Annotated in this window: 23 protein-coding genes and 1 pseudogene; 13 read left to right on the top strand and 11 right to left on the bottom strand. The window is 66.1% G+C overall.

Annotated features, from left to right (window positions below; genetic code table 11):
• Positions 1-50 precede the first annotated feature (50 nt).
• The 11 genes from WT26_RS13040 to ltrA all read left to right on the top strand — a co-directional run bounded on the left by WT26_RS13040 (position 51) and on the right by ltrA (position 9,273).
• Entirely contained in the window at positions 51-962 is a 912-nt protein-coding gene (locus WT26_RS13040; protein ID WP_059532688.1) for a LysR family transcriptional regulator, read from the top strand.
• Positions 963-1,319: 357 nt separating this feature from the next.
• Complete coding sequence (locus tag WT26_RS13035; protein ID WP_069273058.1) at positions 1,320-1,988, top strand: RNA polymerase sigma factor; 669 nt, start codon at positions 1,320-1,322, stop codon at positions 1,986-1,988.
• Positions 1,978-2,826, top strand: coding sequence for an anti-sigma factor family protein (locus WT26_RS13030; RefSeq protein WP_069273057.1), 849 nt, complete (start codon positions 1,978-1,980; stop codon positions 2,824-2,826). The genes WT26_RS13035 and WT26_RS13030 overlap by 11 nt, the downstream gene beginning before the upstream one ends.
• A 205-nt stretch (positions 2,827-3,031) precedes the next feature.
• Positions 3,032-3,406, top strand: a complete 375-nt coding sequence (gene rpsF / locus WT26_RS13025; protein ID WP_006402295.1) for a 30S ribosomal protein S6 — start codon at positions 3,032-3,034, stop codon at positions 3,404-3,406.
• A 40-nt stretch (positions 3,407-3,446) separates the two neighbouring features.
• Complete coding sequence (priB, locus tag WT26_RS13020; protein ID WP_011657069.1) at positions 3,447-3,746, top strand: primosomal replication protein N; 300 nt, start codon at positions 3,447-3,449, stop codon at positions 3,744-3,746.
• Between the two features lie 4 nt (positions 3,747-3,750).
• Complete coding sequence (gene rpsR, locus WT26_RS13015; RefSeq protein ID WP_006486248.1) at positions 3,751-4,026, top strand: 30S ribosomal protein S18; 276 nt, start codon at positions 3,751-3,753, stop codon at positions 4,024-4,026.
• A gap of 27 nt (positions 4,027-4,053) precedes the next feature.
• The gene (gene rplI, locus WT26_RS13010; RefSeq protein ID WP_021156519.1) at positions 4,054-4,506 is read left to right on the top strand and encodes a 50S ribosomal protein L9; all 453 of its coding nucleotides are present in this window, start codon (positions 4,054-4,056) and stop codon (positions 4,504-4,506) included.
• Positions 4,507-4,642: 136 nt separating this feature from the next.
• Positions 4,643-6,025, top strand: a complete 1,383-nt coding sequence (locus WT26_RS13005) for a replicative DNA helicase (protein WP_006486249.1) — start codon at positions 4,643-4,645, stop codon at positions 6,023-6,025.
• A gap of 139 nt (positions 6,026-6,164) precedes the next feature.
• Positions 6,165-6,791, top strand: coding sequence for a DUF47 domain-containing protein (locus WT26_RS13000; RefSeq protein WP_034188683.1), 627 nt, complete (start codon positions 6,165-6,167; stop codon positions 6,789-6,791).
• 10 nt (positions 6,792-6,801) lie between these two features.
• On the top strand, positions 6,802-7,812 hold the full coding sequence (locus tag WT26_RS12995) for an inorganic phosphate transporter (RefSeq protein ID WP_027787193.1): 1,011 nt from the start codon (positions 6,802-6,804) through the stop codon (positions 7,810-7,812).
• Positions 7,813-8,013: 201 nt separating this feature from the next.
• The gene (gene ltrA, locus WT26_RS12990) at positions 8,014-9,273 is read left to right on the top strand and encodes a group II intron reverse transcriptase/maturase (RefSeq protein WP_069270238.1); all 1,260 of its coding nucleotides are present in this window, start codon (positions 8,014-8,016) and stop codon (positions 9,271-9,273) included.
• 237 nt (positions 9,274-9,510) lie between these two features.
• Here the strand turns inward: ltrA and WT26_RS12985 are convergent, their stop codons facing one another.
• Both WT26_RS12985 and WT26_RS12980 read right to left on the bottom strand, forming a co-directional pair.
• Entirely contained in the window at positions 9,511-10,572 is a 1,062-nt protein-coding gene (locus WT26_RS12985; protein WP_069273056.1) for a C40 family peptidase, read from the bottom strand.
• A gap of 241 nt (positions 10,573-10,813) precedes the next feature.
• Positions 10,814-12,571 carry a PhoH family protein gene (locus tag WT26_RS12980; RefSeq protein ID WP_420480939.1) on the bottom strand — a complete coding sequence of 586 codons (1,758 nt, stop codon included), beginning with the start codon at positions 12,569-12,571 and terminating at the stop codon, positions 10,814-10,816.
• Between WT26_RS12980 and WT26_RS39050 the strand changes: the two are divergent.
• A pseudogene (locus tag WT26_RS39050) lies at positions 12,461-12,751 on the top strand (hypothetical protein). The gene WT26_RS12980 and the pseudogene WT26_RS39050 sit on opposite strands and share 111 nt — an antisense overlap.
• 192 nt (positions 12,752-12,943) lie before the next feature.
• Here WT26_RS39050 and WT26_RS12975 read toward each other — a convergent pair.
• From WT26_RS12975 to WT26_RS12935, 9 genes are all read right to left on the bottom strand, one after another.
• Positions 12,944-13,405, bottom strand: a complete 462-nt coding sequence (locus tag WT26_RS12975) for a peroxiredoxin (RefSeq protein WP_034207483.1) — start codon at positions 13,403-13,405, stop codon at positions 12,944-12,946.
• A 106-nt stretch (positions 13,406-13,511) separates the two neighbouring features.
• Complete coding sequence (locus WT26_RS12970) at positions 13,512-14,408, bottom strand: polysaccharide deacetylase family protein (protein WP_021156515.1); 897 nt, start codon at positions 14,406-14,408, stop codon at positions 13,512-13,514.
• Between the two features lie 13 nt (positions 14,409-14,421).
• A complete protein-coding gene (locus WT26_RS12965) occupies positions 14,422-15,477 on the bottom strand; it encodes a bifunctional UDP-4-keto-pentose/UDP-xylose synthase (protein ID WP_006482864.1) in 1,056 nt (351 codons plus the stop codon).
• Positions 15,474-16,421 (bottom strand): formyltransferase, encoded by a 948-nt coding sequence (locus WT26_RS12960; RefSeq protein ID WP_069273054.1) that lies wholly within the window; start codon positions 16,419-16,421, stop codon positions 15,474-15,476. Before WT26_RS12960 ends, WT26_RS12965 begins: the two co-directional genes overlap by 4 nt.
• A complete protein-coding gene (locus tag WT26_RS12955; protein WP_021156513.1) occupies positions 16,418-17,455 on the bottom strand; it encodes a glycosyltransferase in 1,038 nt (345 codons plus the stop codon). The genes WT26_RS12960 and WT26_RS12955 overlap by 4 nt, the downstream gene beginning before the upstream one ends.
• Before the next feature lie 6 nt (positions 17,456-17,461).
• On the bottom strand, positions 17,462-18,613 hold the full coding sequence (locus WT26_RS12950) for a DegT/DnrJ/EryC1/StrS family aminotransferase (RefSeq protein WP_059532708.1): 1,152 nt from the start codon (positions 18,611-18,613) through the stop codon (positions 17,462-17,464).
• Between the two features lie 130 nt (positions 18,614-18,743).
• Complete coding sequence (locus WT26_RS12945; protein WP_027787200.1) at positions 18,744-19,115, bottom strand: EamA family transporter; 372 nt, start codon at positions 19,113-19,115, stop codon at positions 18,744-18,746.
• Between the two features lie 13 nt (positions 19,116-19,128).
• A complete protein-coding gene (locus WT26_RS12940; protein WP_059532710.1) occupies positions 19,129-20,805 on the bottom strand; it encodes a glycosyltransferase family 39 protein in 1,677 nt (558 codons plus the stop codon).
• A gap of 112 nt (positions 20,806-20,917) precedes the next feature.
• Positions 20,918-21,292 carry an Mth938-like domain-containing protein gene (locus WT26_RS12935; RefSeq protein WP_059532712.1) on the bottom strand — a complete coding sequence of 125 codons (375 nt, stop codon included), beginning with the start codon at positions 21,290-21,292 and terminating at the stop codon, positions 20,918-20,920.
• Positions 21,293-21,659: 367 nt separating this feature from the next.
• Here WT26_RS12935 and WT26_RS12930 point away from each other — a divergent pair, with 367 nt between their 5' ends.
• On the top strand, positions 21,660-22,898 hold the full coding sequence (locus WT26_RS12930) for a pyridoxal phosphate-dependent aminotransferase (RefSeq protein WP_021156506.1): 1,239 nt from the start codon (positions 21,660-21,662) through the stop codon (positions 22,896-22,898).
• Positions 22,899-22,910 lie beyond the last annotated feature (12 nt).

Here is a 22,910-nt window from a genome sequence, read left to right as displayed (position 1 = left end):
CGGCCGGGCGGGGCTTTCCGCCGGAGCCGGAACAGAGACGGAGACGGGAGATGGATCGCTTCAAGCAGATCGAGACGTTCGTGCGCGTGGCCGATGCCGGCAGCCTCGCGGCGGCGGCGCTCGAGGAGGGCGTGTCGCCGGTCGTGCTCGGGCGCCGCATCGACGCGCTCGAGAAGCGGCTCGGCGTGAAGCTGATGTACCGCTCGACGCGGCGGCTGGTGGTCAGCGAGGAGGGCGCGGCGTTCCTCGAGCGCTGCCGCGGGCTGCTGTCCGAATGGGACCAGGCCGAGAACGAACTGGCCGCCGGGCGGCGCGCGGTCAGCGGGCACCTGATCGTGTCGGCGCCGGCCGCGTTCGGGCGCAAGCACGTCGCGCCGCACGCGCCGGGCTTTCTGGCCGACAAGCCCGAGATGCAGCTGTCGTTCAACCTGACCGACCGCGTCGTCGATCTCGTGCGCGAAGGCTACGACCTGTCGATCCGGATCGGCGGGGCCGTCGATCCGAACTTCGTCGCGGTGAAGCTTGCGTCGAACCGGCGCGTCGTGTGCGGTACACCCGGGTATTTCCGCCAGCACGGCCGGCCGAAGTCGCTCGACGACCTGCTCAGGCACAACTGCCTGGCGTTCAACCTGCAGGGCGGGCAGAACCGCGGCTGGTATTTCCAGCGCCACGGCAAGATCGCGACGATGCGCGTGACCGGCAACCTCGACTGCAACGACGGCGAGCTGCTGCACCGCTGGGTGGCCGAAGGCCTCGGCCTCGGCTGGCGCTCCACGTGGGAAATCGCCGCGCAGCTCGAGACGGGCGAGCTCGAGACCGTGCTCGACGAGTACGCGCTGCCCGACTACGACATCCTCGCGGTCTACCCGCAGCAGCGCTACGTGCCGGCGCGCGTGCGCTATTTCATCGACTACCTGCGCGCCGCGTATGCGCGCCCCGGTTACTGGAGCACCACGCCGTAGGCGCGCGCGACGCGGCGGCGGCCGGGGCACGACCGGGCGCGGCGGCGGGCGGCGCGGGGCGCGCGGAGTTCGCCGCGGCGGGCGCGGCCGGCCGCGCGCGAATCGGGGTGCTTCGGGAAGGCGAGAGCGTATGGCATGGCGGCACCTGTGCGGATGATGACGAAGGCGTTTGCCTGTGATACCGCCCCCGCATGGCCGCCATTCCCGGATTATTTTTCGCCTCCCGGCGTGTTCGGCGGGAATAAACTCGATTCACGGGCGGTAGATATCTTCGACCGCGTGCGTATCGCCAGTCTGTCCGGGCGCCGCACGCCGGACGGAGGCGGCCGCGGCCGCGCGGATCAACGAGGAGGCGACGTGGGGCAATCCGGCCGGAGGGTCGACGAACGGGCGGTGGACGACGGCGGCGCGGCGGCACGCGGCGAGCGGTTTCGCGCGCTCGTGCTGCCGCATCTGGACGCCGCGTACAACCTCGCACGCTGGCTGAGCGGTAACGCCGGCGACGCGGACGACGTCGTCCAGGACGCGTGCATGCGCGCGTTGCGCTTCGTCGATTCGTGTCGCGGCGACAACGCGCGGCCGTGGCTGCTGACGATCGTGCGCCACACCTGGTACACCGAATGGCGGCGCCGCACGCATGCGCACGAGGTCGCGCTGCCCGACACGCTCGATGGAACGGAGTCGGCCGACGACTGGCACCCGGAGGCGGAAGATCCGCTTGCCCAGCTGCTGCGCGGCGAGGACGTACGGCTCGTGAATGCGGCACTCGCGAAGCTGCCACCCGAATACCGCGAGGTGCTGGTGCTGCGCGAGATGGAGGATCTGAGCTACCGCGAGATCGCGGCGATCGCGGACGTGCCGGTCGGCACGGTGATGTCGCGGCTCGCACGCGGCCGGCGCAAGCTCGCCGCGCTGCTCGGCGGCGGCGCGCGCGGCGCGGCCCGCAAGGAAGCGCCGCAGGCCGGCGCCGCGTCGGGCGGCGCGCCGGCGGGCGGAACCGCATCGGAGGCTATCGATGGACTGTAACGAAGTGCGAGCGTTGCTGGACGCGGACGTCGACCGCGAGCTGTCGGCGCCCGACGCGTTGCGGGTCCAGCGGCACGTCGACGCCTGCGACGCGTGCCGGCGCGAGCGCGACCGGATCGTCGCGCTCGGCCAGGCAGTCCGGCAGGCGGAATACCATCGCGCGCCGGATGCGCTGCGCGCGCGCATTCTCGCGGGGCTGCCGGCGGCGGACGCCGAACCCCGGGCGGCCGCGCGCGGGCCCGGCTGGCTGGAGCGGCTCGGCCTGCGGGGCGCGCCGCGCGGCCCGGCGGCGGTTCGGCCGCGTCCGGGCGCCGTCGCGCTGCCGGGCCTCGGCTGGGGTGTTGCGCTCGTGGTCGCGCTGGCCGCGGCGGCGGGGCTGACGCTGTCCGCGCACCGCGCGGCGACGGAGCGCACCGTCGACGAACTCGTGTCGAGCCACGTGCGTGCCGACCTGTCGGCGCGCGACATCGACGTGATCTCGACCGACCGGCACACGGTCAAGCCGTGGTTCAACGGCCGGCTCGACTATGCGCCGCCGGTCGAGGACCTGGGCGCGAGCGGCTTCCCGCTCGCCGGCGGCCGGCTCGACTATGTCGGGCGCCGCCGTGTCGCAGTGCTCGTCTACCGTTACCGGCAGCATGTGATCGACGTCTATGTGCGGCCGGCCGGGGAAGGGCCGGCGGCGCCGTACTCGACCGTGTCGCAGGGCTATGCGCTCGACCGCTGGAATGCGGCCGGAATGACGTGGTGGGCCGTGACCGACGCCGAGCCGTCGGCACTTGCAGCGTTCAAGACGGCACTGAACGCGCGCCTTGCCGCGCCGCCGCGCACCGAGTGACGGCGGGCCGCGCGATGCGGCCCCATCACGATCTGCGGGGGCTGCTGCTGCCGACCGGGCTCAAGTCGTTGAAAACATGGCCGATTCGCGCGGCGAATCAACGGTTCGCCTTGCATGCGCCCCGTATCCGGGTTAGAATCTTCGGCTTCTCACTTGCCACACCGGTTCAGACGCCCGGGTGGCTTTAATCCACAAGGAGTGTGTAATGCGTCATTACGAAATCGTATTCATCGTGCACCCCGATCAGAGCGAGCAAGTGCCCGCGATGATCGAGCGTTACAAGACCACGATCACGTCGCACGGCGGTCAGATCCACCGCGTCGAAGACTGGGGCCGTCGCCAACTGGCCTACATGATCGAGAAACTCGCGAAGGCTCACTACGTCTGCATGAACATCGAGTGCGACCAGACGACGCTCGACGAACTCGAACACGCGTTCAAGTTCAACGACGCCGTGCTGCGCCACCTCATCGTCAAGATGAAGAAGGCCGAAACCGGCCCGTCGCCGATGATGAAGGAAGTTCAGCGCGAAGAAGCCAAGAAGGCGGCTGCAGCTCAGCCGACCGAAGCGCAGGCTTAAGTTCGTCATTCATTAAGCCATCAAGGAGCGCGCCACTCACGTGAACAGGTTGCAATTGACGGCAAGCGTCGTCGAACGCGCACCGGTGCGATATACGCCGGCAGGTGTTCCGATCGCAAGCGCCACATTGCATCACCGCACGGAAGTCGTCGAAGCAGGCATTCCCCGTCAGGTCGAAATGACGATCGAGGCGGTGGCGGCCGGTGAGGCGAGCGGCAGGCTGGAAAGCCGTGAAATGGGCGTCGAAACGCTGTTCACGGGCTTCCTGGCGAAGAAAAGCCGCAACGCGAGAACCTTGGTGTTTCACATCACAGCATTGCAGGACATTGGAAAGGACTGAAATCATGCCCCGCCCGACTGGTAAGAAATTCGACAAGCGTCGTCAGCAACAAAACCCGCTCTTCAAGCGCAAGAAGTTCTGCCGTTTCACGGCCGCAGGCGTCGAGCAGATCGACTACAAGGACACGGAAACGCTGAAGGACTTCATCGGCGAAAACGGCAAGATCACGCCGGCGCGTCTGACGGGTACGAAGGCGCACTATCAGCGTCAGCTCGACACGGCCATCAAGCGTGCGCGTTTCCTCGCGCTGCTGCCGTACACCGATCAGCACAAGGCGTAACTCGGCGACGCCATAAGGAGAATTCGAATGCAAATCATTCTGTTGGAAAAAGTCGCCAATCTGGGCAACCTCGGCGACATCGTCAAGGTCAAGGACGGTTACGCTCGCAACTTCCTGATCCCGAACCGCAAGGCACGCCGTGCCACGAAGGAAGCGATCGCCGAATTCGAAGTGCGCCGCGCCGAACTCGAAAAGATCGCCGCTGAAAAGCTGGCAGCATCGCAGGCAGTCGGCGAGAAGCTGAACGGCCAGTCGTTCGAAATCACGCAGAAGTCGGGCGTTGACGGCCGTCTGTTCGGCTCGGTCACGAACGGCGACGTCGCGGAACTGCTGAAGAAGGCAGGTTTCGAAGTCGAGAAGCTGCAGGTTCGCATGCCGGAAGGCCCGCTGAAGATGATCGGCGAGCACAACGTCCAGGTCGCGCTGCACACGGACGTCGTCGTCGACGTCACGATCAACGTGATCGGCGACCACGCGTAAGCGTTACGCAAGCTTTCCGGGCGGCTTCCGCCGTCCGGACAAGGGCAGGCGCCCGGGCAACCGGGGCCTGCCTTTTTTATTGCCCGATCGCCGGAGCGGTAGCGCTGCCGCGATCTATTCGCGATAATCCCAACCCATGAACGCGCCGCAAGATCCCCAAATCGAATCGCTGAAAGTCCCGCCGCATTCGGTCGAAGCCGAACAGTCGGTGCTCGGCGGCCTGTTGCTCGACAACGCGGCATGGGACCGGATTGCCGACTTCCTGTCGCAGGGCGATTTCTACCGCTACGACCACCGGATCATCTACGAGCACATCGGCCGCCTGATCGCGTCGACGCGCCCGGCCGACGTCGTGACCGTGTACGAAGCGCTGACCACGTCCGGCAAGGCCGACGACGTCGGCGGGCTCGCTTACCTGAACGCGCTCGCGCAGAACACGCCGAGCGCCGCGAACATCCGCCGTTATGCGGAAATCGTGCGCGACCGTGCGGTGCTGCGTCGGCTCGTGTCGGTTGCCGACGAAATCTCCGCCGACGCATTCAACCCGCAGGGCAAGGAAGTCCGCCAGCTGCTCGACGAGGCCGAGTCGAAAGTGTTCTCGATCGCCGAAGAGGGGGCGCGCGGCAACCAGGGCTTCCTCGAGATCGGGCCGCTGCTCACGCAGGTCGTCGAGCGCATCGATACGCTGTACCACACCGCGAATCCGAGCGACGTCACGGGCACGCCGACGGGCTTCGTCGACCTCGACCGGATGACGTCCGGGATGCACGGTGGCGAACTGATCATCGTCGCGGGGCGGCCGTCGATGGGCAAGACGGCCTTCTCGATGAACATCGGCGAATACGTCGCGGTCGAGTACGGGCTGCCGGTGGCGGTGTTCTCGATGGAAATGCCGGGCACCCAGCTCGTGATGCGTATGCTCGGCTCGATCGGCCGGCTCGACCAGCACCGGATGCGTACCGGCCGGCTGACGGACGAGGATTGGCCGAAGCTGACGCACGCGGTGCAGAAGATGAGCGAGGCGCAGCTCTTCATCGACGAGACGGGCGGCCTGAACCCGATGGAATTGCGCTCGCGCGCGCGGCGTCTGGCGCGCCAGTGCGGCAAGCTCGGCCTGATCATCGTCGACTACCTGCAGCTGATGTCGGGTTCGTCGCAGGGCGAGAACCGCGCGACCGAAATCTCGGAAATCTCGCGATCGCTGAAGAGTCTCGCGAAGGAACTCGACGTGCCGGTGATCGCGCTGTCGCAGCTGAACCGCGGCCTCGAACAGCGCCCGAACAAGCGTCCGGTGATGTCCGATTTGCGCGAATCGGGCGCAATCGAACAGGATGCGGACGTGATCCTGTTCATTTACCGTGACGAGGTTTACAACCCGGACAGCCCCGACAAGGGCACGGCCGAAATCATCATCGGCAAGCAGCGTAACGGCCCGATCGGCCCCGTTCGGCTCACGTTCCTGGGGCAATACACGAAGTTCGACAACTTTGCAGGGGCGCAGACCTTCTACGGCGAGTAACGCCGGATGTAAAGCCCTAAATCGCCAAACGTTGTATCCCGTCTCGGTGCGCGCGCACGCTTCATGTGCGCGCCGGACGGGAAACGGTACAATGTCGCCCGTTTTCGTGACAGTAGTTTGACAATTTCTCAGGAATCCCATGTTCGGTCGATTCATGCCCACCGAGGGCAAGTTCTTTGAACTCTTCAACGCGCACGCGAAGCACATCGTTTCCGGTGGCCGCGAGCTCGAACTGCTGATCGACAATCTCGCCGACGCCGAGATTCACAAGCAAAACGTGCAAACCGCCGAGAAGGCCGCTGACAAGCTCACGCACGAGGCGATCGATCTGCTGCACAAGACTTTCATCACGCCGCTCGATCGCGACGAGATCCACAAGCTGATCACGACGATGGACGACATCCTCGACCTGATGGAAGACGTCGCGACCGCCGTGTCGCTGTACGACGTGCGGTCCGTCACGTCCGAGGCGAGCCAGCTCGCGCACATCGTCACGCAGTCGGCGCAGCACGTGCAGCAGGCGGTCGGGTTGCTGTCCGACATGAAGCAGTCCGCGCAGATCCTCAAGCAATGCGAGGAGATCGACCGCTGGGAATCGGAGGCCGATCGCGTGCTGCGCGCGGCGATGTCGAAGCTGTTCCGCGAGGAAGACGACGTGAAGACGCTCATCAAGCTGAAGGCGATCTACGAGCTGCTCGAAGAGATCACCGACAAGTGCGAGGACGTCGCGAACATCATCGAAGGCATCGTGCTGGAAAACGCCTGAGCGGACCACGATGCATTCGATACAACTCGCCCTCTGGATGGTCGCGACGCTGGTGCTCGTCGCGCTCGTATTCGACTTCATGAACGGCTTTCACGACGCGGCGAACTCGATCGCCACCGTCGTGTCCACCGGGGTGTTGAAGCCCCAGCAAGCCGTGGTGTTCGCGGCGGCGTTCAACGTCATCGCGTATTTCATCTTCCACCTGAAAGTCGCGCAGACCGTCGGTAAAGGCACCATCGATCCCGAGATCGTTGACCACTACGTCGTGTTCGGTGCGCTGGTCGGTGCGATCGGCTGGAACGTGATCACGTGGTACTACGGGATTCCGTCGAGCTCGTCGCATGCGCTGATCGGCGGCCTCGTCGGCGCGGCGCTCGCCAAGTCGGGCTGGGCGTCGCTGAACATCGACGGGTTGCTGAAGACCATCGCGTTCATCTTCATTTCGCCGCTGCTCGGCTTCATCCTCGGTTCGCTGTTCATGCTCGGCGTGTCGTGGCTGTATTTCCGTACCGCGCCCAGCAAGGTCGACCGGCGCTTCCGCCGGCTGCAGCTGCTGTCGGCCGGGCTCTACAGCCTCGGCCACGGCGGCAACGACGCGCAGAAGACGATCGGCATCATCTGGATGCTGCTGATCGCGTCGGGCTACGCGTCGGCGACCGCCGATGCGCCGCCCGCATGGGTGATCGGCGCGTGCTACCTGTCGATGGGCCTCGGCACGCTGTTCGGTGGCTGGCGCATCGTGCGCACGATGGGCCAGAAGATCACGAAGCTCAAGCCGGTCGGCGGTTTCTGCGCGGAAACCGGTGGCGCGATGACGCTGTTCCTCGCGTCGTTCCTCGGCATCCCGGTGTCGACCACGCATACGATCACCGGCGCGATCGTCGGCGTCGGCGCGACGCAGAAGCTGTCGGCCGTGCGTTGGGGGGTGGCCGGCAACATCGTGTGGGCGTGGGTGCTCACGCTGCCGGCGGCCGCGCTGTTCGCGGCCGGTGGATGGTGGCTCGGCCACCAGATCTTCTGATCGCACTCGAACGACGCTTCACGTCGAAAGCGCCGCATGCCGACAGGCTGCGGCGCTTTTTGTTTGGTGCGCCCGGCAGGGCGCACCTGCTAAACAGGGGCCACGGACACGAGGGGCGGCCGGAAGCCGCAGGATAGTGTTCGGGGTGCGGAGACGGGCGCGGCGACAGACGGGCGAACGAAATCGGAGGACGACTCGCTGATGGCGCGAGTCGTGGATCGCGCGAACATGCGGCTGGCGTATCGGCGAGTGCTGAGGAACAAAGGCTCGGCTGGGGTAGATGGCCTGAGCACGGAGGACCTGGGCGACTGGCTCAAGATGCACTGGCCGAGTGTGAGGCAAGCGTTGCTGGACGGGAGGTATATTCCGCGAGCCGTGCGCCGAGTGGACATTCCCAAGCCGACGGGTGGGGTGCGTACGCTCGGGGTGCCGACCGTGGTAGATCGGCTCATCCAGCAGGCAATACATCAAGTGCTGCAACCGATCTTCGAGCCAACGTTCTCGGCGAGCAGTTTCGGTTTCCGGCCGAGCAAGGGAGCGCTGGATGCGGTACGTCAAGCGCAAGAGTACGTGCAAGGCGGTCAACATTGGGTGGTGGACATCGACTTGGAGAAGTTCTTCGATCGGGTCAACCACGACGTGTTGATGGCCCGAGTTGCGCGGCATGTGCAAGACAGGACAGTGCTGAAGCTAATTCGCCGCTTCCTGGAGGCGGGGATGATGGCCGAAGGGCTGGTCCAGGAGCGCACGGAAGGCACGCCACAAGGCGGCCCGCTGTCGCCCTTGCTGTCCAACATCTTGCTGAGCGACTTGGATCGGAAACTGGAGAGCCGAGGTCTGGCGTTCTGTCGATACGCGGACGATTGCAACATCTACGTCGGCAGCAAAACGGCGGGACACCGGGTCATGGCGAGCATCAGGGCCTATCTCGAGAGGGCCTTGAAGCTGCGCGTGAACGAGGCCAAGAGCGCGGTGGCCCCGCCAAGTACCCGCAAGTTCCTGGGTTACCGGGTCGCGGTACGGCAGGGCCAGGCGCACATCCGCGTCGCACCCGAGAGCATCAAGCGATTGGTTGATCAGGTGCGTGCGCTGCTGCGTCAGGGACGCGGGTGGTCCCTGGCACAGACAATCCAAGCGCTCAACCCGCTGCTGCGCGGCTGGGCTACTTACTTCCGCTTGAACGACCAGCGACGGCGGATGGAAGACTTGGACGGATGGCTGCGTCGACGCTTACGCTGTCTGCTCTGGCGGCAGTGGAAGCGGCCACGCACGCGGGAGCGTCGAATGCTTGAGCTGGGCCTGCGCCCAGACCGGGCTTGGAAATCCAGCGTCAACGGGCGTGGACCCTGGTGGAATGCCGGGTCCCACCACCTGAAGCAAGCATTACCCAATGCCTACTTCGAGGTGCGGGGACTGATCTCGATCCGCGCTACTGTGGATCGCCTTCAGCGTATCAACTGAACCGTCGTATGCGGAGCCGCACGTACGGTGGTGTGGGCGGGCTGAGGGGGTAACTCCTCACCCGACCCGATGTCGGGCGGGCTGGAATGCCGAGTGTGCGGGAAGAGGACGGGGTGCCGAGTCGGGCTATGACGACCGTATGCTGCCGTTCGATGTGCCTATCTCCGCAAGTGCGGAGCGCAATCGGGCGGAGCTTGCCCGCAATGAGAACGCAGCGCGGCGCCAACGCCACGCGAATCAATCATTTCCGTTGGCGAACCGTGCAATCGGATCATCGGCCGTGCCGGTGCGCGCGCTGACGGGCGCGGATCGCGTCGACGCGCGCAGCACCTGCACGGCGTCGGACTCGGCGGCGCGCGCTTGACGGGGCGCGGCGGCGGGCGGCGGCTCCGCATCGAAGGCGGCAGCCTGGGCGGCCGTCAGTGCCGTCGTCGGAATCGGCGTGCCGACTTCCGGTGCGCCGACCGGCGCCGCGTTTGCCGTCTGGGCGGCGCCGCCGCCCACGGATGCTGCCTGTTGCCGGGCCACGGCCATGCGCGGCGGCGGCGGTTCGTACGCATCGGCAGGAGCCGCCGACGCGGCTGTTGCGACAGGCACGATCGGCGCCGGCGCCGGTGACACGCCCGGCTGCGCAGCCGCAAAAGCGGGCTGCCGCGGCGCTGCTGCCGTTACGACAGGCGCGGGCGCCGCCGGCTGCACACGCGGCACGTCGTCGCGCCGCGCTTCATAAGTCGGCGCATCGAACGGCGTCGGTTGCGACTTCGGCGGCGCGACGCGGCGAATGCCGTCGAATCGCTTGGCCCAGTACGGGTTCGTCAGGTAGTCGAGCCGCACGGTGCCGCCCGTCGACGGCGCGTTGACGAAGCGCAGCTTGCCGACGTAGATGCCGACGTGCGAATGCGGCCGTCCGGTCGTATTGAAGAAGATCAGGTCGCCCGGCGCGATCTGGTCGGGCTCGACCGACACGCCGCGGCCGCTCATGTCGGCGGTCGTGCGCGGCAGGTTCACGTCGGCTGCGCGGCCGATCACGTAGCGCACGAGCCCGCTGCAGTCGAAGCCGCTCGTCGGCGTGTTGCCGCCCCAGCGATACGGGACGCCGACGAGGCTCATCGCCTGGATCGAAATTTCTTCCTGGCCGACGCTGTGATCGACGAACTTCGGGAAATTGGCGGGGGCAGGGAATGCGCGCGGCGTCGTGATCTTCATGCCCGATGCGGGGCGCGATGCCGACTGCGGCGGCACGCTGGAGCAGGCCGCAAGCAGTGAAACGACAGCAACGGGAACCCAGATTCGAAGCATGGCAAGGCGGGCGAGCGCGGGACGCTCGCGAATCGTATGACAACAGACAGACCCGATGGTAGACGTTCAGTCCGGGCTTAGGCAACCATTCCTGAGAATTTACTTGAAGTTTCGCGCGTAATGCATCGTGGTTGCGTGACACGGTCAAGCACTGACTTCGACCCCAAAAATAAAAACGGCGCTCCGTTTCGGGAGCGCCGTGTGCTTTCGCGAACCGGCCTGAATCGGCCGGCAGGCTGCGTTACAGGATGTCCGACGCGTAGTCGGCGAGTCGCGAGCGTTCGCCGCGCGCGAGCGTCACGTGGCCGCTGTGGCCCCAGCCCTTGAAGCGGTCGACGACGTACGTGAGCCCCGAACTGCCTTCGGTCAGGTAAGGCGTGTCGATCTGCGCGATGTTGCCGAGGCAGACGATCTTCGTGCCCGGGCCCGCGCGCGTGACGAGCGTCTTCATCTGCTTCGGCGTCAGGTTCTGCGCCTCGTCGATGATCAGGTACTTGTCGACGAACGTGCGGCCGCGCATGAAGTTCATGCTCTTCACCTTCAGCCGCGAACGGATCAGTTCCTGCGTCGCGGCACGCCCCCATTCGCCGGCGGCGTCGTCGGTCTTCTGCAGCACTTCGAGGTTGTCGTCGAATGCACCCATCCACGGCTGCATCTTCTCTTCCTCGGTGCCGGGCAGGAAGCCGATGTCCTCGCCGACGGGCACGGTCGCGCGCGTCACGATGATCTCGTTGTAGCGCTTGTCGTCGAGCACCTGCGCAAGGCCGGCCGCGAGCGCGACGAGCGTCTTGCCGGTACCGGCCTGGCCGAGCAGCGTGACGAAGTCGATCTCCGGGTTCATCAGCAGGTTCAGCGCGAAATTCTGCTCGCGGTTGCGCGCGGTGATGCCCCACACGTTGTTCTTGTGGTGGCTGTAGTCGCGCAGCGTCTGCAGCAGCGCCGTCTTGCCGTTGAGTTCGCGGACGATCGCATGGAACGTCGGCTCGCCGTTCTGCGGCTCGAGATAGACGAACTCGTTGACGAGCATCGACGCGACGAGCGGGCCCGTCACGCGGTAGTACGTGGTGCCCGTCTTCGTGTCCTGCCAGCTTTCCATGCCCTTCGCGTGCTTGGTCCAGAAATCCTGCGGCAGCTCACGCACGCCGTTGTACAGGAGATCCGAATCCTCGAGCACCTGGTCGTTGAAGTAGTCTTCAGCGGGCAGGCCGAGCGCATGCGCCTTGATCCGCATGTTGATGTCTTTCGACACCAGCACGACCTGGCGGTCCGGCCGGTCGCGCTGCAGCGCGCGCACGACGCCGAGGATCTGGTTGTCGGCCTTGCCTTCGGGCAGGCCTTCGACGGGTGCGATGTCGGTGAGCTTCGTCTGGAAGTACAGGCGGCCGACCGCCTCCCGGCTGCCGAGGCGCGACAGCGGAATGCCGGCCGTGATCGGGCCCGCATCGGCGACCAGCGCGTCGAGCGTGCGGCTGACCTGGCGTGCGTTGCGCGCGACTTCGGACATCCCCTTCTTGTGGTTGTCGAGTTCCTCGAGCGTCATCATCGGCAGATAGACGTCGTGTTCCTCGAAGCGGAAGAGGCTGCTCGGGTCGTGCATCAGCACGTTGGTGTCGAGCACGAACAGTTTCTGCTGTTCGGCTTCGGCGGGCTTGCGGCTGCGCGACCTGGTTGCCGCGCCGGCCTCGCTCGCGGCGGCCGCGACCGGTTTTGCGGCGGCGGGCTTCTCTGCGCGCGCGAGTGGCGCGGCGGGCTCCGCGGGCGCCGGCACGGGCTGCAACAGTGCGGCCGTCTGTTTGGTCTTGCGACCGCGTGCGGGTGCGCTCGCGGCTTCAGGCGCCGACGCGACCGCACGCAGTTGTGCGGCGGTGTTGGCGGCTTGCGTCATCGGTTGGGCCACGCTCGCCGGACCGTAGTCACCGGCTGTGGATGCGTCCCCTTCGGCGGATTTCTTCGCGGCTTTCGCGGGCCGCGCTTTTACCTTGTATTCGTCGGGCGGCAGCAGGCTGCCGAGCTTGCTGGGGGGGGTAGGCAAAGGCATGGTGTCCCTCGGGAGGAATCGTGTCGCAATGGCGTGCGCCGCTGATCGCATCCTGCTTGACGTAGACGCATGCAGTTTGCGCGCGGTGGCGCACAGGAAGTTCGTCTAGCCGGTTCGCCTAAGTGTCGATCAGCTCCTTGACGGGGTGAGGGCCGGACCGAGGGCCGGCGCGCAATCCATAAAAAAAGCCGCTGCCCCGTCGACAGGGACATGCGGCTCGGCTGATACGGTCGTGATGCGCGTCAAGTGCCGGAAAGCATCGCATCGAGCACCGGCGCAGCTACGAGAAATATGGGGCGAACTGGCATTCATTGCGGCCCAATATAACGCGCCTCAAAGCGCTTGTACAGCCTTAAGCACGTCGTCCACGTGCCCCGGTACCTTGATGCCGCGCCATGCCTGGCGAAGCACGCCGTCGGCGTCGATCAGGAACGTCGAGCGCTCGATTCCGCGCACTTCCTTGCCATACATTTTCTTCATCTTGATGACATCGAACAGCGCGCACAGGGCTTCGTCGGCATCGGAAATCAGCGGGAACGGCAGTTCGAGCTTTGCCTTGAAATTGTCATGCGAGCGCAGGCTGTCGCGCGATACGCCGATGACTTCCGCACCGGCTTTCTTGAACTTCGGATAGAGATCGCGGAACTGCAGCCCTTCGGTCGTGCAGCCCGGCGTATTGTCCTTCGGATAGAAGTACAGCACGAGTTTCTTGCCCTTCAGGTCGGACAGCGAAATGTCGCCGCCCGTGGCCGGTGCGGTGAAATCGGGAACTTGACGGTCAACTTCGACGGACACGTGTTTCTCCTGTTGTTATGGAAAGGCGCCGCAGCGGCGGCGCGGTTCGGCGGGGCGTCGCGGCGGCGCGCCGCAAGGGCGGTGCGGGCGACGCCGGCGCGCGAACTCAGTCGGGCTGGACGATCAGTTCGCCGGAGCGGCCGGGAATTTCGCCCCACGTGACAGGGTACGATGGCAGCGAGTCGCGGTCCAGCGTCGCGTGGTAGTCGCCCATCGTCGCAAACGTGTGGCCTTGCGCGCGCCAGCCGGCGAGCAGTTGCTCGAACACGGGCGCGAGCTTCTGGCCTTCCAGCTCCGCATGCAGCGTGAACACCTGGTCGTGCGGATTGGTTTCGGTGAACTTGAGGATGTGCGCGGCGACGTTGTGCGTGTCGACGCCGTCGATGCCGAGCACTTCGTCGAGCGTCGGCAGCGTGGTCGGCATCTGCACGTGCGACAGCGTGCGGCCGTCGACGACGGGCAGGTACGGCGAATGGCCGCGGCCGTCGGATGCGTAGCGCATCCCCCATGCGTCGATCTGCTCGAACGCGGAATCGTTCATCTGCCAGCCGGCCGCGCCGTGCGTGACGGGCGGCGCGCCGAAGATCTCGATGAAGCGCGCGTGACTCTTCTGCATTTCACGCGCGGTCCAGTCGCGATCGCGCGCGCGGACGTTGTCCTGCCAGTACACGTGATCCCACGTGTGGATCCCGCATTCGAAGCCGGCCTCGTGAATCGCGCGCATGTCGGCGATCGCGCGGCGGCCGATGTCGGGGCCGGGCAGCAGCACGCCGTACATCAGCTGCTTCACGCCGTAGTGTTCGACCACCGACGTGCGCGACACCTTCTTCAGGAAGCCGGGGCGGAACACGCGCCGCAGCGCCCAGCCCGTGTGATCGGGCCCGAGGCTGAAGAGGAAGGTCGCGCGCGCACTGAAGCGGTCGAAGATGCGCGCGAGGTTCGGCACGCCTTCGCGCGTGCCGCGCAGCGTGTCGACGTCGATCTTGAGGACGATGCGAGCCAAGCGAACGTCCCGCTCAGCCTTGCTGCTCGACGAGCGCGCGTGCGTCGGCGACGTGGCCGCGATACGCTTCGAAGATGTTGCGCAGCGCGTCGTCGAACGTCGCCTGCGGCGCCCAGCCGAGCTCCTGCATCGTGTTGTCGATCTTCGGCACGCGGTTCTGCACGTCCTGGTAGCCGTTGCCGTAGTACGCGCCGGACGTCGTCTCGACGAGCTTCACCTGCTTGGCCGAATCGGCGTACTCGGGGAATTCGGCCGCCAGTTCGAGCATCTTGTGCGCGAGTTCGCGAACCGAGAAGTTGTTCTTCGGATTCCCGATGTTGTAGATCTTGCCCGACGCGACGCCGTCCTTGTTCTCGATGATCTTCATCAGCGCGCTGATGCCGTCGCCGATGTCGGTGAACGCGCGCTTCTGCGAGCCGCCGTCGACGAGGCTGATGTTCTCGCCGCGCACGATGTGGCCGAGGAACTGCGTGACGACGCGCGAGCTGCCTTCCTTCGGCGTGTAGATCGAGTCGAGGCCCGGGCCGATCCAGTTGAACGGGCGGAACAGCGTGAAGTTCAGGCCTTCCATCCCGTAGCCCCAGATCACGCGGTCCATCAGCTGCTTCGAGCACGCGTAGATCCAGCGCGGCTTGTTGATCGGGCCGTAGGTGAGGGCCGACGCATCCGGGTCGAACTGCTCGTCCGAGCACATGCCGTAGACCTCGGAGGTCGACGGGAACACGAGGTGCTTGCCGTACTTGACGGCCGAACGCACGATCGGCAGGTTCGCCTCGAAGTCGAGTTCGAACACGCGCAGCGGCTGCTGGACGTAGGTGGCGGGCGTCGCGATCGCGACGAGCGGCAGGATCACGTCGCACTTCTTCACGTGATACTCGACCCACTCCTTGTTGATCGTGATGTCGCCTTCGAAGAAATGCATCCGCTCGTGGTTGACGAGGTCGCCAAGCCGATCGGTCTGCATGTCCATGCCGAACACTTCCCAATCGGTGGTTTCAAGAATGCGCTTCGACAGGTGATGGCCGATGAAGCCGTTCACACCCAGGATCAGGACTTTTTTTGCTTTCATGAATGACGGGAAGAATGAATGAACTGCGCGAATTCCGCGGGCGTCACGACGGTTTCGCTGCCGTCGCGCTGCTGCCACAGCTCGAGAATGGATAGGGCGCGGCTGTCGCCGCAGACGCCGAATAGCGCATTATCGCTTACGTGCAGGCCGGGCGGCAAATCTGCCGCGGCCGCCGCCGCCGCGCTGCCGGGCGCCGCGAGGCGCGCGCGCGCGATCACGAAACGCGTGCCGTTCACGTCCGTGAACGCGCCGGGATACGGGGGCGCGACCGCGCGCACCAGGTTGTAGACCTGCGCGGCCGGCTTCGACCAGTCGACGCGGCCGTCTTCGGGCTTGCGCCCGCTGTAGTAGCTGCCGGTCGCGAGATCGTTCGGCAGGTGCGGCGCCTCGCCCGCGAGCAGCGCGGGCAGGACGCGCCAGAGCGTCTGCTCGGCGGCCACCGTCACCTTGTCGAACACCTGCGCGGCCGTGTCGTCCGGCAGGATCGGCACCGCGGTCTGGCCGATGATCGCGCCCGCGTCGGGCTTCGCGGCCATCTCGTGCAGCGTCGCGCCGGTTTCGGTCTCGCCGTTCAGCACGGCCCAGTTGGTCGGTACCCGACCCCGGTATTTCGGCAGCAGCGAACCGTGCATGTTGTACGCGCCGCGCGGCGCGATCGCGAGCAGGTCCACCGGCAGCATGTGCCGGTAGTAGAACGAGAAGATGAAATCGGGCCGTGCGTCGGACACCGCGCGGCGCAGCGCCGGATCGGCGGGATCGGCCGGCGTGACGACCGGGATCCCGTGCTCGGCGGCGACCGATGCGACGCTGCCGAACCAGATGTTCTCGTTCGGATTGTCCTCGTGCGTGACGACGAGCGCGACGTCGACGCCGCGCGCGAGCAGCACCTGCAGGCAGCGCACGCCGACGTTGTGATACGCGAACACGACTGCGCGCGGTTTCATTGCCCGGCTCCCGTGCGGTTCGTGCCGGCCGGCACCGGCGGCACGCCGTCGTGCTGCTCGAGCACGGCCTGGATCAGGTAGCGCGGCCGCGCGCGCACCTGCTGGTAGATGCGGCCGACGTACTCGCCGAGCAGGCCGAGCGCGAAGATGATCACGCCGAGCAGGAAGAACGTGATCGCGAACAGCGTGAACACGCCTTGCACTTCCGCGCCGACGATGAAGCGTCGCACGAGCAGCAGCACGAACAGCGCGGCGGAGCCGAGCGACAGGATCACGCCGATGAACGACAGCCACTGCAGCGGCACGACCGAGAAGCCCGTCACGAGGTCGAAGTTCAGTCGGATCAGGCTGTACAGCGAGTACTTCGACTCGCCGGCGAAGCGCTCCTCGTGCGCGACCTCGATTTCGGTCGGTTTCTGCGCGAACGTATAGGCGAGTGCGGGGATGAACGTGTTGACTTCGCCGCACACGTTGATCGTGTCGATGATGCGGCGGCTGTACGCGCGCAGCATGCAGCCCTGGTCGGTCATCTTGATGCGCGTGATGCGCTCGCGCAGCCGGTTCATCATCTGCGACGCCTTGCGCCGCCACAGGCTGTCCTGGCGCTGCTTGCGGATCGAGCCGACGTAGTCGTAGCCCTCGCGCATCTTCGCGATCAGCTTGGCGATTTCCTCGGGCGGGTTCTGCAGGTCGGCGTCGAGCGTGATGACGATCTCGCCGCGCGATTGCGCGAAGCCGGCGAGGATCGCCATGTGCTGGCCGTAGTTGCCGTTGAGCAGCACGATGCGCGTCGTGTCGGGACGTACGTGGAACTGATCGGCGAGCATCGCGGCCGAGCGGTCGCGGCTGCCGTCGTTGATCAGGATCACTTCGTATGACGTGTCGAGTGCGTCGAGCGCCGGATACAGCCGCGCGAACAGCGCGGCGAGGCCGTCTTCCTCGTTGTACACGGGGATGATGACCGATACTTCGGGACGGCCTGCGTCCAGGTGCCCGGCGCCCGGATGCCCGGCGCGTGCTTCAAGGTGACTCATGTACGCTTAATTTCCGTATTGTTCGCAAATCTGGTTGATGGCGTCGACCACGCGACGCACGTCGCCTTCCGTCATCTGCGTGAAGAGCGGCAGCGTGACGGTCGACGCGCCGTACCGTTCGGCGTGGGGGAACATGCCCTCCTTGAAGCCGCGCGCACGGTACAGCGTGAAAAGATGGATCGCCGGGTAGTGGATGCCCGTGCCGATGCCGCGTTCCTTCATCTGCGCCATGAACTCGGCGCGGGTGATCGTCAGCCGCTCGAGCGGCAGCGTGATCAGGAACATGTGCCAGTTGCCGTTCTCGAACTCGGCGACCGGCAGGCCGACGCCGAGCTTCACGGCCGCGCTGCCGTCGAATGCGGCGAAATACGCGCGCGCGAGCGCGCGGCGCTGCGCGGTGAAGCGTTCGAGGTGCGGCAGCTGGCCCAGGCCGACACGCGCGGCGACGTCGGTCAGGTTGTACTTGCCGCCGAGCACGTCGCAGTCCATCCCGTCGAAGCCCGTGCGCGTGATGCCCTGCAGCCGGTACTTCTGCGCGAGCGTCGCTTCTTCCTCGTTGTTCAGCACGAGTGCGCCGCCTTCGATCGTCGTCAGGTTCTTGTTCGCGTGGAAGCTGAACGACACGATGTCGCCGATCGCGCCGATGCGCTTGCCGTTCCACGTCGAGCCGAATGCCTGCGCGGCGTCCTCGATCACACGCAGCTTGTGTGCGCGCGCGATCGCGTACAGGCGGTCCATGTCGACCGGCAGGCCGGACAGGAACACCGGGATGATCGCCTTCGTGCGCGGCGTGATCGCCTGCTCGAGCTTGTCGAGGTCGATGTTGCGCGTGACGGGATCGATGTCGGCGAACACGGGCGTCGCGCCCGTCTCGAGGATCACGTTGCTGGTCGAGACCCACGATGCCGGCGTCGTGATCACCTCGTCGCCGGGGCCGACGCCCGCGATGCGCAGGCCGATCTCGAGCGTGCAGGTGCCCGAATTGAACGCGCGGACCGGACGGCCGCCGCAGTATTCGGACAGCGCCGCTTCGAATTTCTGGCTTTGCGGGCCGGTGGTGATCCAGCCCGAGCGCAGCACGTCGACGACGCCCTGGATGGTTTCCTCATCGATCTCGGGGCGGGTGAACGGCAGAAACGGAGCGGTAGTCTGGCTCATGTACGCTTTGGCCTGTAATGGCGTGTAATAAAAGGGTCGGGCGATCCCGGCCGAAACCGGCATTAAACACCGGTTGGCGGAATCGCACCGTGATTTTTTGTAGGCGGACGCTTAACGCGGCGGGGCATGCTCAGCTTCGCGCGAGCACCAGCACGCCGATCAGGATGATGCCGATGCCGACGAGCCGCTGGACCGACAGCACCTCGCCGAACAGGTACCAGGCCGCGAACGCGTTGACGACGTAGCCGAGCGACAGCATCGGGTACGCGATCGACACGTCGACTCGCGACAGCCCGAGGATCCAGACCACGACGCTCAGCACGTAGCAACCGAGGCCGCCGATGATCGGCAACTGGGTGGCGATCTTCAGCCCGACCGGGATGATGTTCGCACGGCTGAACTCGAAGTGCCCGACGGCGTTGACGCCGGCCTTCAGCAGCAGTTGCGCAACGGCGTTGAGCATCACGCCGGTGACGATGCAGACGAGCGAAACGGGATTCATGCGATGGGCGTCCTTACGATTGCGGTTTCTCGACGATCACGCGACGGTTGTCGCGCGCAATCACGCGCATCGGCACGCCTTGCTTGACCAGGGTGTCGTACTGGCCGGGCGGCATGATCGCGAGCGCATGGGTTTCCTGCTTCCAGCGCGTGATCCATTCGTCGACGGTCGGAATCCACTTGTTCGGCTCCATCGAGATGCCGAACGCGAGTTCGTCCTGGCGCTGGACCATGATCGTCGTGTGGCCCATATAGAACGGGAACGTGTGATCGAGCATCTCGATCGAGTAGAACGGCGTGTCGGGCGGCAGTTTCGCCAGTTCGGCGCGCACCGTCGGCGCGAGCAGCGCCCCCGAGCTGTAGCGGCCGAACTCGTCGTGCCCGGTACCGCCGATCGTGCCGAAAGCCAGCCACGCGGCGCCGAACGCGACAAGCGCGGCGGCGACGCCCGTGCGGCGGTTCAGCCACGCGGCCGCGAGCGTCAGCGCGGCCGCGACCGCGAGGCCCGCGTACAGCCACATCTGGAACGCGCGGTACAGCGCGTTCGGCGTGCGGGCATCGCCCTGGTACGCGAGGAAGATGATCCCGAACGCCGCGGCGACGAAGAACACGAGGTAGCCGAGCAGGTGGCGGCGGAACCGGTCGGCGGTCATCAGCGGCAGGTACGCGCCGATGATCAGCGCGAGCGCCGGCGCGACCGGCAGCACGTACGAGATCAGCTTCGAGTGCGACGCGCTGAAGAACAGGAAGATGAAAGCGCTCCAGATCAGCAGCACGAGCATCGGCGAGAAGCCGTTCGGCTGGCGCGGCATCCGCAGCGCATGGCGGATGCTCTGCCACGCGACCGACAGCCACGGCAGGAAGCCGACCAGCAGCACGGGCACGAAGTAGTAGAGCGGGCCCGGACGGTTCTGTTCCGGGGTCAGGTACCGGCGGAACTGCTGGACGATGAAGAAGAAGTTGAAGAACTCGGGGTTGCGCTGCTGGACGAGCACGAACCACGGCGTGACGATCGCGAAGAAGATCACGAGGCCGCTCACCAGGTACAGGCGCTTCCAGAGCGCCCAGTCGCGCGCGATCAGCGTATAGAGCACGAGCACGGCGCCGGGCAGGATCAGGCCGACGAGGCCCTTCGACAGCACCGCGAACGCCATCGCGGCCCAGCACGCCCACATCCAGCCGCGCGCCGCGGCCGGGCGCAGCCCGGGCCGCTGCGCGAGCAGCAGCGAGCATAGCGACAGCGCCATCCAGAACGCCAGGCCCATGTCGAGCGCGTTGAAGTGGCCCATCAGGTTCCAGTACGGCGACGCCGCGAGCACGACGGCGGCGAGGAAGCCCGACAGCGGGTTGAACAGGCGCGCGCCCGTGAAGCCGACCAGCAGCACGCCGGCGAAGCTCGCGACGGCCGTGTAGAGGCGCGCCTGCCATTCGCCGATGCCGAACCACGCGAACGTGAGCGCGTTCATCCAGGTCTGCAGCGGCGGCTTCTCGAAGTACTTGTAGCCGTTGTAGCGCGGCGTGATCCAGTCGCCGGTGACGAACATCTCGCGCGCCATTTCCGCGTAGCGGCCTTCGTCGCTCGGGATCAGGTGGCGCAGCCCGAGCGGCGCGAACCAGACGATCGCGAGCGCGAGGACGAGGAGGACGAGCGTGATGCGATTGAGCGGTAGCCTCGACGGCGTATCGTTCATGGATTTTCAGCCTGTTGGTTGTTGTGACGGGCCGCCGGCGGCTTACGACGGGGCATGCGCCGGACCGGGGATCGGACCCGGAACGCCGGCGAGAGTTTTACAGCATCGGGGATTAACGTTCAATTAAGAGCGCGGCGGCGACTTTGCGGCCCTCGGCCATCAGGATGTTGTAGGTGCGGCAGGCCGCCTGGAAATCCATCGTCTCGACGCCGATCCGCCTGGCCGTGAGCGCCGCGACGAGCCGCGGGTGCGGGAAGCGCAGCCGTGCGCCGCTGCCGAAGATCACGAGTTCGGGCGTCGGATCGAGCAGCATCGCGAAATGCTCGGGCGCGAGCGCGTCGAACGACGACACCGGCCACGTCTGGACCGGCGCGCCGGGCAGTACGATGACGCTCGTTTCATGGCGTTCGAGATTGACGTCGACATAATCGGGGCCGTAGCCGGTGACGGTGTTGAGCGCGCCGCTCGTGTCCTGGTGCAGTTTCAAATCAGTATGTCCGCAGTTCCGATAGGTGTTCGATGGGGCCGTCCAGATGGGCCGCCTGGATGGGGCTTCCCGGATCGGGCAGCCCGGACGGGCCGCGCGGGCCCGGGAGGCCGATTTCGAGCGCGGCGCGCGCGGGACGCCTGACGGCGTGGGCCCGGCGCGGCTATGGTGCATTGCGAAAGTCGGCCAAAATCCGCTAAATTATAACTTTTTGGTCGCCCCCGGGCGCCACTTGCGTCGCGCGTCGCCACAAGCCGCGCCCGACCGCCGCAAAATCGTCCAGCCTAGACAGCGCGCACAGACCGGCCGCTTTCCAGTTTTGATCCCGTCCCCACGGCCGCAAGGCCAACCCAGGAACCGTGTCGTCGTGAAACCGATTCAGAAGTCGAACAAGCTGCTCAACGTCTGCTACGACATCCGTGGCCCGGTGCTCGAGCACGCGAAGCGCCTCGAGGAAGAAGGCCACCGCATCATCAAGCTGAACATCGGCAACCTCGCGCCGTTCGGTTTCGATGCGCCGGACGAGATCATCCAGGACATGATCCGCAACCTGCCGACGTCGTCCGGCTATTCGGATTCGAAGGGCGTGTTCTCGGCGCGCAAGGCCGTGATGCACTACACGCAGGAAAAGGGCGTCGTGGGCGTCGGCCTCGACGACATCTACATCGGCAACGGCGCGTCCGAGCTGATCGTGATGGCGACCCAGGCGCTCCTGAACGACGGCGACGAAGTGCTGCTGCCGGCGCCCGACTACCCGCTGTGGACGGCGGCGGTCAGCCTGTCGGGCGGCACGCCGGTGCATTACATCTGCGACGAGCAGAACGCGTGGATGCCCGATCTCGACGACATCCGCCGCAAGATCACGCCGAACACGAAGGCGATCGTCGTGATCAACCCGAACAACCCGACCGGCGCGCTTTATTCGGACGAATTGCTGCTCGAACTGCTCGAGATCGCGCGCCAGCACGGGCTGATCGTGTTCGCCGACGAGGTGTACGACAAGATCGTCTACGACGGCCTCGAGCACACGGCGCTGGGTTCGCTGTCGGAGGACGTGATCACCGTCACGTTCAACAGCCTGTCGAAGAGCTATCGCTCGTGCGGCTACCGCGCGGGCTGGATGGCCGTGTCGGGGCTGGGCGGCGACAACCGCCGGCGCGCGAAGGACTACCTCGAGGGGCTCGGCATCCTGTCGTCGATGCGCCTGTGCGCGAACGTGCCCGGACAGTTCGCGATCCAGACGGCGCTCGGCGGCTACCAGAGCATCAACGAGCTGATCGTGCCGAGCGGGCGCCTGTACAAGCAGCGCGAACTCGCGTACGACATGCTCACGTCGATCCCGGGCGTGACCTGCGTGAAGCCGCAGGCCGCGCTGTACATGTTCCCGCGCCTCGACCCGAAGCTTTATCCGATCCAGAACGACCAGCAGTTCATTCTCGACCTGCTGCTCGAGGAGCGCGTACTGCTCGTGCAGGGCACGGGCTTCAACTGGACGACGCCGGATCACTTCCGCGTGGTCTTCCTGCCGAACCTCGACGACCTGACCGATTCGATCAACCGGATCGCACGCTTCCTCGACGGCTACCGCAAGCGCCATTCGGCCTGAGCGGCAGGACCA

The organism is Burkholderia cepacia (assembly GCF_001718835.1).
In the GTDB taxonomy this organism is placed as follows: Bacteria; Pseudomonadota; Gammaproteobacteria; order Burkholderiales; family Burkholderiaceae; genus Burkholderia; species Burkholderia cepacia_F.
Note: the sequence above shows the minus strand (reverse complement) of the source record. Positions and strands in the feature narration are given on the sequence as shown.